This is a genomic window from Pseudomonadota bacterium, assembly GCA_030860485.1.
Lineage (GTDB): Bacteria > Pseudomonadota > Gammaproteobacteria > JACCXJ01 > JACCXJ01 > JACCXJ01.
This window is the reverse complement of record JALZID010000026.1, coordinates 1-10330: the sequence shown is the minus strand read 5'-3', so window position 1 is coordinate 10330 and position 10330 is coordinate 1. Positions and strand designations below refer to the sequence as shown.

At 62.3% G+C, this 10330-nt stretch carries 13 protein-coding genes and 1 pseudogene; 12 read left to right on the top strand and 2 right to left on the bottom strand.

Going from position 1 to position 10330, the window contains the following annotated elements; all coding sequences use genetic code 11:
- Together M3461_01120 and M3461_01115 are read right to left on the bottom strand one after the other, a co-directional pair.
- Window positions 1–647, bottom strand: a 647-nt coding sequence (locus tag M3461_01120; protein ID MDQ3773075.1) for a TIGR03032 family protein, incomplete at its 3' end; no start/stop codon positions are given.
- Window positions 648–810: 163 nt separating this feature from the next.
- Window positions 811–1683, bottom strand: a complete 873-nt coding sequence (locus M3461_01115) for a hypothetical protein (protein MDQ3773074.1) — start codon at window positions 1681–1683, stop codon at window positions 811–813.
- 129 nt (window positions 1684–1812) lie between these two features.
- Here M3461_01115 and M3461_01110 point away from each other — a divergent pair, with 129 nt between their 5' ends.
- From M3461_01110 to M3461_01055, 12 genes and pseudogenes are all read left to right on the top strand, one after another.
- Window positions 1813–2070 (top strand): hypothetical protein, encoded by a 258-nt coding sequence (locus M3461_01110; GenBank protein ID MDQ3773073.1) that lies wholly within the window; start codon window positions 1813–1815, stop codon window positions 2068–2070.
- A 284-nt stretch (window positions 2071–2354) separates the two neighbouring features.
- Complete coding sequence (locus M3461_01105; protein ID MDQ3773072.1) at window positions 2355–3446, top strand: dipeptide epimerase; 1092 nt, start codon at window positions 2355–2357, stop codon at window positions 3444–3446.
- Window positions 3443–3895, top strand: coding sequence for a hypothetical protein (locus tag M3461_01100; GenBank protein ID MDQ3773071.1), 453 nt, complete (start codon window positions 3443–3445; stop codon window positions 3893–3895). Before M3461_01105 ends, M3461_01100 begins: the two co-directional genes overlap by 4 nt.
- A 412-nt stretch (window positions 3896–4307) precedes the next feature.
- Window positions 4308–6518: an MASE1 domain-containing protein gene (locus tag M3461_01095; GenBank protein ID MDQ3773070.1), complete on the top strand. Its 2211-nt coding sequence runs from the start codon at window positions 4308–4310 to the stop codon at window positions 6516–6518.
- Window positions 6515–7186, top strand: coding sequence for a response regulator transcription factor (locus tag M3461_01090; GenBank protein ID MDQ3773069.1), 672 nt, complete (start codon window positions 6515–6517; stop codon window positions 7184–7186). The genes M3461_01095 and M3461_01090 overlap by 4 nt, the downstream gene beginning before the upstream one ends.
- Window positions 7187–7659: 473 nt before the next feature.
- Window positions 7660–7904, top strand: a pseudogene (locus tag M3461_01085) (zinc metalloprotease HtpX).
- 143 nt (window positions 7905–8047) lie between these two features.
- Complete coding sequence (locus tag M3461_01080; GenBank protein MDQ3773068.1) at window positions 8048–8215, top strand: hypothetical protein; 168 nt, start codon at window positions 8048–8050, stop codon at window positions 8213–8215.
- A 29-nt stretch (window positions 8216–8244) separates the two neighbouring features.
- Window positions 8245–8484: a hypothetical protein gene (locus M3461_01075; protein MDQ3773067.1), complete on the top strand. Its 240-nt coding sequence runs from the start codon at window positions 8245–8247 to the stop codon at window positions 8482–8484.
- Entirely contained in the window at window positions 8481–8696 is a 216-nt protein-coding gene (locus tag M3461_01070; protein MDQ3773066.1) for a TOBE domain-containing protein, read from the top strand. The genes M3461_01075 and M3461_01070 overlap by 4 nt, the downstream gene beginning before the upstream one ends.
- A gap of 88 nt (window positions 8697–8784) precedes the next feature.
- Window positions 8785–9705, top strand: a complete 921-nt coding sequence (locus M3461_01065) for an EAL domain-containing protein (protein ID MDQ3773065.1) — start codon at window positions 8785–8787, stop codon at window positions 9703–9705.
- 172 nt (window positions 9706–9877) lie between these two features.
- Window positions 9878–10108, top strand: a complete 231-nt coding sequence (locus M3461_01060) for a hypothetical protein (protein ID MDQ3773064.1) — start codon at window positions 9878–9880, stop codon at window positions 10106–10108.
- A partial coding sequence (locus tag M3461_01055) for a hypothetical protein (GenBank protein MDQ3773063.1) occupies window positions 10108–10330 on the top strand: 223 nt, incomplete at its 3' end. The genes M3461_01060 and M3461_01055, both read left to right, overlap by 1 nt.

The following is a 10330-nucleotide window of genomic DNA, read 5'->3' as shown; positions in this document are numbered from 1 at the left end:
GACAGCCCGCGGATCAGGACCTCGTTGCTCTCGATGTCCATCAGGAGCCCGCCGCTGCGCTTGTTGACCCGCCATCCGCCCGGCGTGTCCGTCTCCCCGAGGGCGGTGACGTATCTGGGCCGGCCGTCGACCAGGCAGAGGCCGTTCAGGTGACAGCGGTCCTCTGGCGCGAGCGCGGACAGGAACGACGGCCGCCAGCGGGGATAGAAGCTATGGTCCCCATCCAGGGTGCAGAGACAGCCGAAGCGCGTGTTGACCACCCAGAGCTCATCTTTGGTATCCCAGCAGAGCTCGTGGATGTCGATGTCGCCGGTGACATGGACGCGCCTCGGCAGATAGCACGCGTCGTATTTACCGGGCGGCTCCAGCTTCTCTGCCACGGCCGGGAGGTTACGGAAGTACCACACCGTGTTGGTCCCGCCGATGGTCAGGCGCGCCCGATCGCCCGCGATCCCCATGGGCTTGCCGAAGGTGCGGAAGTGGGTGTTGAGGACACCCTCGTCGTTGCGGATGAGGATGACCTTACCGGCCTGGTAGGTCGAGACCACCAGGCTCACCTGCAACTGCCCGAAGAGCGCGGGCAGGTTCGAGGTATGGACGCTGCGCAGGGCTGGGTCGGTCGCTGCCGGGGGAGGAGTGCTGGACATGGCGGGATCCTATCCCGGATCCGCTCCCGGAAACCGATCCGCTCGGGATCGGCGACCGGCGGCGAGGGCAGTCTCGTTACCGGCGCTTGGGCACGTCTGAGCACGCAGCGGACAGGGTTTCATACTGGGTACCTTTCCGCATGACGGCACCCAGCGGTCGCTTCTATCGGTGGGGTCGCTCGGGCGGGTGAACATGGTTGGCCGGTCCCGCGATAACGGAGGTCGTCCCGGTGTCTTTCCAGCATCCCCTCCGGACATCATACCAACGCAGGCGCACCGTGCTGCCAAACGCAAAAGCCGGATCGTCCGGACCTTTGGCGCTCATGTCGATGTCCTGGTCATCGGTTTCGAGGAAATTCAGCACGCAGCTATCATTCTGCTTGCACGACAACGTGTAGGCCGTCGCGCCCACGGCCACCTTCTTGAAGGCGTTCCATTCCCAATAGCGCACGTCTGCGTCGGCGTCGTGGAAGAACCGGTACATATTCTTGTGATAATGCTTGAAGCCCGGATCGTCCAGTCGTCTGGTGTCGATGCTCGACTGGCTCCCTGGCTTGATCCGGTTGTTACCGTAAAACATCCCGGCCGCCCCGCCCAACATGCCGCCCCAAACGTCCTCGAGCAGGTCCAGGTCCACCTGGTCGGCTTGGTTCCGATCGTCATCGCCGGCCCGCCTTTCGAAACCATACTCCATGTTCACCCACGGCTTAGGGTTGCCGCTCAGGCCCGGAATATTCGTACCCCATGACGCCGACCGCGCATGGTCCCATGCCGCGGTGTCGTCCGGCCCGGCCTCGTCCAGGTTCCCAGCGCCTCCGAAGCCGTCGGTCTCCTGCACCCCGAGAAATCGCGGAGAGATGAAGACCGTGCTCCAGGCGTCGTTGTTCGTGTAGGCGTTGAATGCAGGCGCCGTGTGTGGCAGTTTGTGATTGCTCGTCAGCCTGAAGTACGGATCGTTTCTGTGCATCCAGTCCAGGTAGGCGGAGATGTAGCCGGTCGAATGGCAGTCCAGCTCATCGGCCTCCTGGTGTCCCATCCAAAGGCGTTGTAGGCGCCGTATCTGTCGATGAGGTACAACAGGAAATGTTTGTAGTTGTTATGGGGCGATCCACTGGAGCTACCAAAGCCCTGGGTGCCTCCGACGCATGCGTTTTGACCGACTTTGATGGCCGCCGTCACGCTCTTCCTGCCCGATGCGGTGGCCAGCACGATCTTTTTCAGGCGCACGTCCAGCGACCGCCCGACATATTCGCCGCTAGCTGTGGCCGGCGACGAAATCAGGCCTGAGACCATAGCCCTCGAGCACTTCGAGTGCCACCAACTCTACCACACCCGTCGCGCGATCGTCGGGATGCGCCTTGAAAGGGGCACACCGCGCTCGCTCTTGATTGGCCGCAGCTTGCCAGAAGACTCGCGCGCTTGACAACCCACTAGCCCGGCGGTACTTTGCTCGTTAGAAAAAAGGGCGTTTAAACTTTCTATACCCTTCGCTCCAAAATCAGCCCGAATCGTGAAATTATCGTGAGACACCGCGGTAGTACTCGTTGACCAAACTGTGGAGTGCCGAGGCGATCGAGGGGGTGTTGGTTTCAATGGCCGGCGTGTGAAATACGGCGTAGCTCCCCGACGTGATTGGTTTACACTTCCGTATATTCCGGAGGTCCGTCCGGGACCTTCGGGGTCCGGAACGGGGTCGGCCACGAGACCATGAACCGCGAGCTTCAGATCCGACAAGTCGAGATCCAACCCTTGGAGGCGCCGCTCGCGGCGCCCTTCACCTGTGCCTCGTCGGACCTCGGGATGGTGCGCAACCTGGCGCTCCGGGTCGTGCTCGAAGGGGGCGCAAGCGGCTGGGGGGAGATCGCCATCCTGCCGCCGATCACGGTGGAAGACGAGATCGGGGCCCGCGCGGCGCTGGAGGAGGAGGCCGGCCGGCTTCTCGGTAGCAACGCGGGGGAATGGCGGCGGATCGCGGCGGGGCTCCTGGAGCGGCGGGCGCCGTTCGGATCGGTACGCGCCGGCATCGAGACGGCCGTGCTCGATGCCCTGACCCGGAGCCTGGGGGTGGCGCTGTTCCATTTCTTCGGCGGCAGGGAAGATTCCCTGGTCACCGATATGACAATCCCGATCTGTCCCGCCGAGGCCGCCGGGGTGCTCGCGGCACGCTATCGTGAAGACGGGTTTGGCACCCTCAAGGTCAAGATCGGCCGCGATGTCGGTGAGGATTTCGCGCGCGTCCTCGCGATCCGGCGCGGCCATCCCCATTGCCGCCTGATCCTCGATGCCAACGCCGCCTACAGCGTCGCGCAGGTCTTCGAGCTCCTGGGCGAGTTGCGCGCGGCGGGGATCGAGCCCGCGCTGCTCGAACAACCGGTCGCCCGCGAGGACTGGGAGGGGCTCGGCCGGCTTGCGCGCGAGGCCGGCGTGCCCGTGGCCGCCGATGAATCCTGCCGCACGCCCGAGGACGCGGTCCGTATCGGACGCGAGGGGCTCGCCCAGGTGCTCAACATCAAGCTCGCGAAGAGCGGCGTGGTGCAGGCGCTGGATATCGCCGCCATCGCCCGCGCCTTCGGCCTCGGGCTCATGATCGGGGGGATGGTGGAGACCCGGCTCGGCATGGGTTTCAGCGCCCACCTCGCGGCCGGGCTCGGGGGCTTCGATTGGGTCGATCTCGATACCCCCCTTCTGCTCACCGCTGACCCGATCAGCGGCGGTTATCGAAGCGAGGGTGCAAGGGTTCGCCTTGATGGCGGCACGCCGGGCCACGGGGCGGCGTTGCGCGCTCGGGAGTCGGCGTGAGGGCCGGAGCGTGCCTCTTGCTGGCGCTCTGTGTCGGTAGCGATGGCCGCGCCGATGGTGAGGCGTATCTCCGGATGGCCGACGACGAACGTTGCGCTCGGGCGCGAGGCGTGCCCGAGGCCATCGTGCGGGCCGCGCCGACATCGGGCGTGGCCGGGGATGATCCGTTGCGCGAACTGGCCGAGGTGCTGAAGGGACTGGCCGCGCAGGCGGAGGCCCTGCAGCGCGGCTTGGAGGATCTGCCGCGCTCCGAGGAAGCGCAGCGCCTGGCGGAGGAGTGGAGGCGGCTCCTCGATGAGATCGCGAGGGCTCAAGATGACGCCGAGGACTCCTTACGCGAGGACATCCTGCCGAGGCTTCGGGACGAGCTGGAGGCGCTCAAAAAGAGGCTCGAGGAATTGCAGCCCAAGGAACGACGACCCACGACGCCGGAAGGCATCTTGATCTAGAGCCCTCACCTGCGCATCGAACCATCCACACTCAGGGCCCTCCGCCTGGGCCTCCCGCGGGATGTCAAGCCCGGCAGGATCTAAACGGATCGAGCCTGGCTTGTCTCAAGAAAGCGCCGAAACGTGATGAGCCCGATGGGGGTGACAAGCGCCATGGCGCCGATGATGAGCCACATCTTCCGACAATCGCGCGGGCCTCCGGCCCATCCGTCACTACAGGCCCTGCGCGTAACGCGTCATCACGAGACCGATGAGCGTGCCGCCCGGTGCCGGAGACGCGCGTCGTTCTGTCTTTTGGGCGTGCTGGGACAAGCTCTGCACGTACTCGGCTAAACGCGGCGTCCTGGAACGGCAGCGTATAATACCTCCCCCGCCCCCAGTTCGGGCCTCGGTCCCACAGAGAACCAGAACCATGAGCCACGGCACATTGACTGTCAGAGATGCGAGGCCCATATTTGGGGTGAAGCGAATTCAGGTTCCTAAGCCAATGTATAAGGTGACACTGAAGTATTTAGCTGGCGTTACGGCCTTCACTTTGGTATATGTTGCTGCGGCGAAATTTGGCTTGTGGCTGGTTCCGGGTGTTCAGAACAGTGTCACTCCCGTTTGGCCTCCTGCCGGTATCGCCCTCGCGGTGATCCTGGTTTTCGGTTACCGGTTTTGGCCGGGGATCTTGATCGGTGCGTTTGCGATAACGGCTTTTTCGGGCTTTCCTGTCACGACCGCACTGGGTATCGGCGTGGGAAACACCCTGGAGGCGATGCTGGCTGCCTATCTGTTACATCGGGTCGGGGCGTTTCATCGCGCGCTGGACCGTCTCTGGGATGTATTAGGATTCGTGGCCATGGCCTCCGTTTGTGCCGCCATTCTCGGAGCTACGTTTGGAGTGGCTAGTCTAGGGTGGGGCCAGGTAGTGGACCGCGCCACGGCCGTCCCGACCTGGTGGACGTGGTGGCTGGGTGATGCCATGGGGATGCTGTTGGTCACGCCGCTGCTCCTGACCTGGAGCCGTAAGTGGCGCGACGACTGGACTTTAGCTCAGGTCATGGAGGCCGCCGGTCTGCTCACGTTGCTGATCATTTTGAGCATACCTATTTTCGGTGGTTGGGTGCTGCCCCCGCTCATCTACCCGCCCGAATACCTGTTCTTTCCATTCGTCGCTTGGGCGGCGCTGCGGCTCGGGCCGCGCGGGAGCGCGCTGACCGTTTTTGCCGCGACGGCGATCACGATCTGGGATTGGGAAAACGGTTTTGGGTCGGTGGCGGCAAAGGGCGACCTTGAAAGTCTCCTGGAGCTGCTGAGTTTCTTAGGCGTGCTGTCAGTGACGGGAATGACGCTTGCCGCGGTCACCAGCGAGCACCGGGGGGCGGAAATGGCGCTCCGCAGGCGGACGACAGAATTAGCGGAACTGAATCTCGCGCTCAGCTCAGAAATCGCTCAGCGCAAGCGCGCAGAACGACTGGCGCGCGGCCAAACCGAGGCGCTGGCCAAGTCTCTGCTGTTTCTCTCTGCAGAACCGGATCTAGAAACCTTTTGGGGGCATGCCCTGAAGGCAATGGTCGAGGATCTGGAGGGAACGGGCGGTGCCTTGTGGTTTCCGGACTACGATGCGCGTGTCCTGCGCCTGCATCTCGAATGTGTCGATGGCCGGATGCTTACCGCCGCTGAGTCTGCGCATCCCGCCGCGCATAAGTCTATCTCCTTCGAGGACAGCCCGATGTCATTAGCCCACGACGAAGAGAGCAGAGCCCATTTCTACAGCGAGGGCGACCCTGCAATCCCGCCGGTCATGTCGGAGTATCTCCGAACTATCGGCGCAAAAAACCTGTTAAGCGTGTCCATGGTGGTCGGCGAGCGGGCGATCGCCTGGATGACGGTTCGCAGCGACGAGAAGCGGCTGGCGGACCCGGATAGCACGTTAGGCTTCGCCGAAGCACTCGCTCAACAGGCCACGCTTGCCATCCAGATGGCCCGGCTGAACGAACAAGCACGCGAGTCGGCCGTGCTCGCCGAACGCAACCGGATCGCGCGCGACATCCATGATACCCTGGCGCAAGGTTTCACCGGTGTGATCTTGCAATTGCAGGCCGCCGAGGATGCCTTGGTCAGCGGCGACGCAGCACCCGTGAAAACGCATATCTCCCGGGCCAGCGAGCTTGCGCGAAGCGCCCTCGCCGAAGCGCGCCGCTCGGTGCGGGCGGTGCGCCCCAAGGTTCTCGAAGCGCAGGCTTTGCCCGCAGCGCTAGATGCCATGGTCCGGAAAATAGCTCGCGATACTCGCATAGAGCCCAAGGTCAGCGTGGCAGGCCAACCGAGACCGCTTGCGGAGGAGTGCGAAGATGAGATCATCCGCATCGTACAGGAGTCCCTGACCAATACGATCAAACATGCCAACGCGCGCAGATTCGAGGTCAAGATCTTATTCGAACCGCACAGCACACAGCTACAGATCCTCGATGATGGCAAGGGATTCGACCCCACACTCCCTCACGATGGGTTCGGGTTGATCGGTATGAGAGAAAGGGCCCGACGAATCGGTGGCGATTTGACTATAGCGAGCTCGCCCGGCAAAGGCTCCGAGATTAGGGTCGCGCTGGGATCGGCGCGCGATGATGCACTATGAATAGTTCATCCTCCGACTCACCGGGCGTGCCCCAGCCGGGATCCGCATTGCGCAAGGTTCGGATTTTGATAGCCGACGATCACCTTGTCGTGCGGGAGGGTCTGGTCGCGATCCTGAACCGACAGAGTGATATGGCCGTGATCGGAGAGGCCGGCGATGGGCGAGAGGCCTTCGAGCAATGGCGGGAGCTCCGTCCGGATATTACCTTGATGGATCTGCGCATGCCCGAGATGTCCGGCGTAGAGGCCATCGAAGCGATCCGTAGAGAAGACGAAAAGGCCCTGATTATCATACTGACTACCTATGATAGCGATGAGGATGTATACCGCGGAATGCGAGCGGGCGCCAAGGCCTATCTCCTCAAGGACACCCACCGCGAGGATCTGTTAAACTGCATTCGAGCCGTATATGCAGGCAAGACCGTCGTCTCGCCCGAAGTCGCCGCCAAATTAGCCAGCCGCCTGATCGAGCAAGAGCTCACCCCGAGGGAGCTTGAAATCCTGACGTTAGTGGCCCGAGGACTGAGCAATAAGCTCATCGCCCGGGCCTCGGATATCAGCGAGGGTACCGTCAAGACGCACGTCAAGAACATCCTGGATAAACTCGATGCCACTAGCCGGACGGAGGCCTTAGCTGTGGCCGCACGACGTGGGTTGATCGAGCTCTAGGCGCCGCTCAAGCTTCCGCAACAAAGCGTTCGTGCTCTCTCTAAAGTGGTAGGTATTGCCCTACCGCAAGGGTGGGATTGCGCTCCCGCTTTAGGCCTGTTCTCAGGTCCAACTTTCACCGGATACCTCTTGGCCCCTTCGAGGACGATACTGCCTATCGCTACAAAGCTCGACGATTGGAGCCGTGCTCCGTGTCGGAACTTCAAAGTTTACTTGCTACCCGGAGAAGAAACGTGAGCGCAGGTCTGATATTCACGGATCACTCGGCCTATGGCGTGAGTGTTGCCGCCAGATCGGTGCCTACGGCAGTGAGTCGCAATGTGGCGGTGCCCGGTGCGGTTGAAACGCCTGCATTTGGTAGTGCAGCACTGGGCGTGGAAGACAAGATGCCGGATCAGCCTCAAGAGATCCAAGCGGTGTCGGTTACTGTGTGCGCATTACGTCGTACGGGAGCCTGGATATGAAACGCGTAATTGCTGTTGTTAGTCACCAACCTTGCGGTCGTGTTCGTGCTCAGCATTTCGCTGTGGCTCCTGGGAGTCGATCGCATCCTCGATGGAACAAGGCATGGGGCTCGACCTCAACGCCTTGCTGGTGTTTTCTGGCGTGTTTGGCTTTGGCGGCGCGTTGATCTCGCTGGCGATCTCGAAGTGGACGGCGAAGCAATCCGACCGGCGCGCAGGTCATCGAGCAACCTGCCCATGCGACGGAGCGCTGGGTAGGGTTGGCTATGGCCTGAAGCGCCTGTTCATGTCGCACCCCTCCTTGAATGAGCTCATCGCGGCTTTGCGGGAGCCCAGCCGATAGATCCACCCTAGTGCAGGCTGGCTTCACGGCCCATGTTCCGTGCCATATGCGGTCGTGGATGAGACGGCCTCAATCAAGATCGGCGACAATGTGCCCCTCGACAAAGCTTGTCTGGTCGGTTGTGGTGTCATGACCGGCGTGGGCGCGGCGATTAACACCGCGAAGCTTGAACCCGGCAGCAGCGCGGTGGTGATCGGTTGTGGTGGTGTGGGGCTCACGTGATCCAGAGCTGCGCCCTGGCTGGCGCGGGGATGATTATTGCCGTGGATCTGATGGACAACAAGTTGGAGTACGCCAAACAGTTTGGCGCGACTCATACGGTCAACCCGGGTCGTCAGGGAAGGGAAGCCTGGGCCACCGAGGTTTGGATCACCGGATGTCGTCACCGACGACGCAGTCGGCTGAAGGCGGCCATGCTTGTTCCGCCTCCACCCTTCCTCGGCCGCACGGGACCGGGATCTTCTAACGCAATGAGAGGTAAAGTCACATGACCATCAAGGCTATCGATGTACGTAATCAGTTCCGGGGTTTTGTCAAGGGGATCGTTCTGGGGCCGGTGCTCTCGGAGGTCGATGTCGAGACGCCCGCGGGGATCGTGACCTCGGTCGTCACCTCGCGATCACTGACCGAACTCGATCTCAAGGTCGGCTCCGAGGTGCTCGCCCTCGTCAAGTCCACTGAGGTCGCACTCGCGAAGCTCTAGTGCTCGCTCTATGGGCCCCTCCGCTCGCGCCGGCCCGCGAGGGGAGGGGGAAATTCAACGGTTTCGTCATCGATGGAGGAGGACAACCGTGCCGGTAAGCCAACTCGTCGAGTATTTCAACGACCGGATCCGCGCGGAGCAGGTGCCCTATTTGCCCGAGGACCCGATCCGCATCCGCAACGGTGCGGTCGAAGGTCGTTTCGGCGCGATCCGGTTTCAGAGCGTATTCCAGCCGCGGGTCGCGATGTCGTCCGGGACGCCCCATGTCGCCGGTCATGCCGCCTCCCTCCGGGCCTCTGGCGGCGCGAATACGGAGCTCGACGCCGATAAGGTCATCCCTGTTCGCGACGTCTTCGCCGCCGCGCGGGATGGCAAAGCCGTCGTGTATCTCGATCGCCTGTGCCGACTCGTCCACACGCTCAATTACCTGCGCCAAACGGGGGAAACGGGATCGCTGTTCCTGCATGTGCATGCCCGCCACGTCGCCGGCGTCGCGACGGAGCATGGCCGGGATTTCGAGCAGGTGCTGGAGCGCTGCGGCCTCCAACCGGATCGTGTCGTCATCGTTTATACCCCGAGCGGAAACGAGGACGAGGACAGTCTCGCTCGCATCCGGCATGCGCTGCAGGGCTATCGGCACCGTGGTTACTCCGTATTGCTCAATACGGATGGCGCTTTCTCCGTGCATCAGGCCCTCAAATATGCCTGGATGCTGCTACCGAACTACGTGCAGATCGACGCGGGCCGCATGACCGCCGGCAGCTCCCGTTACCCGAGCAGCATCCTCCACGAACTCGGTAGCCTGATCGTGGTCTCGAAGGTACGCACTGCGATCGAGGCGCAACGCGCCTTCGCTCGCGGTGCGGATCTCCTGGCCGGAGAATATTACGGACGGGCGTCCAGTGAGGTCCGTTTTTCGGTGGACACGAGGCAAACGGTCGAGTGCGGAGGGAATAGGGATTTTAAACGCCCCTTTTCATCAAGAGGCACAGTACTGCCGGGCTCGTGAGCTGTCACACATATGAGTCCTCGGCCTGGAATCGGGGACTTTTCGGGCCCTGCATCGGCCCGAGGCGCTATGTTTCGGGGTGTTTTGGCGTCTTGGGCGGGTGCAGGCCAAGGGGATTGTCGGCTCGGAGAGATGAATCGGACGGAGGGATATCGGATTCGGATGAGGCTATTTGGAGTCGATCGAAAAGCCGCACCGGGGATCGGGGCGGTGCCCGGGCGGGCAAGCCGAGATGCATGCTGATTTTGGCGACGACGGGGGGATGCTCGATGGCGGCGATGATCTTCAAGGTGCCGCCGCACCGGGGGTACTGCTCGATGTCGATCTCGAGCACCCGTTTGAGCAGCCCGGCTCAGCTTATTTAAATAAGGCAGCGCAAACGGTCAATATCGGAGTCAAGTAATGGAGTGGTTAACAGATCCGACCATATGGGTCGGTCTCCTAACCTTGGTGGTGCTGGAGATCATCCTCGGCATCGATAATCTTATCTTCATCGCTATCCTGGCGGATAAGCTGCCACCGCACCAGCGCGATCGAGCGCGTGTCATCGGTCTGAGCTTAGCGCTGCTCATGCGTCTCGGCTTGCTCGCCAGTATTTCCTGGGTCATGTCGCTGACGGCGCCGC

Excerpts from the sequence above, each read along its gene's own strand:
- M3461_01115 (MDQ3773074.1), bottom strand. The coding sequence starts at position 1,683 with ATGGGACACCAGGAGGCCGATGAGCTGGACTGCCATTCGACCGGCTAC.
- M3461_01110 (MDQ3773073.1), top strand. The coding sequence starts at position 1,813 with ATGGCCGCCGTCACGCTCTTCCTGCCCGATGCGGTGGCCAGCACGATC.
- M3461_01105 (MDQ3773072.1), top strand. The coding sequence starts at position 2,355 with ATGAACCGCGAGCTTCAGATCCGACAAGTCGAGATCCAACCCTTGGAG.
- M3461_01095 (MDQ3773070.1), top strand. The coding sequence starts at position 4,308 with ATGAGCCACGGCACATTGACTGTCAGAGATGCGAGGCCCATATTTGGG.
- M3461_01090 (MDQ3773069.1), top strand. The coding sequence starts at position 6,515 with ATGAATAGTTCATCCTCCGACTCACCGGGCGTGCCCCAGCCGGGATCC.
- M3461_01075 (MDQ3773067.1), top strand. The coding sequence starts at position 8,245 with ATGATTATTGCCGTGGATCTGATGGACAACAAGTTGGAGTACGCCAAA.
- M3461_01070 (MDQ3773066.1), top strand. The coding sequence starts at position 8,481 with ATGACCATCAAGGCTATCGATGTACGTAATCAGTTCCGGGGTTTTGTC.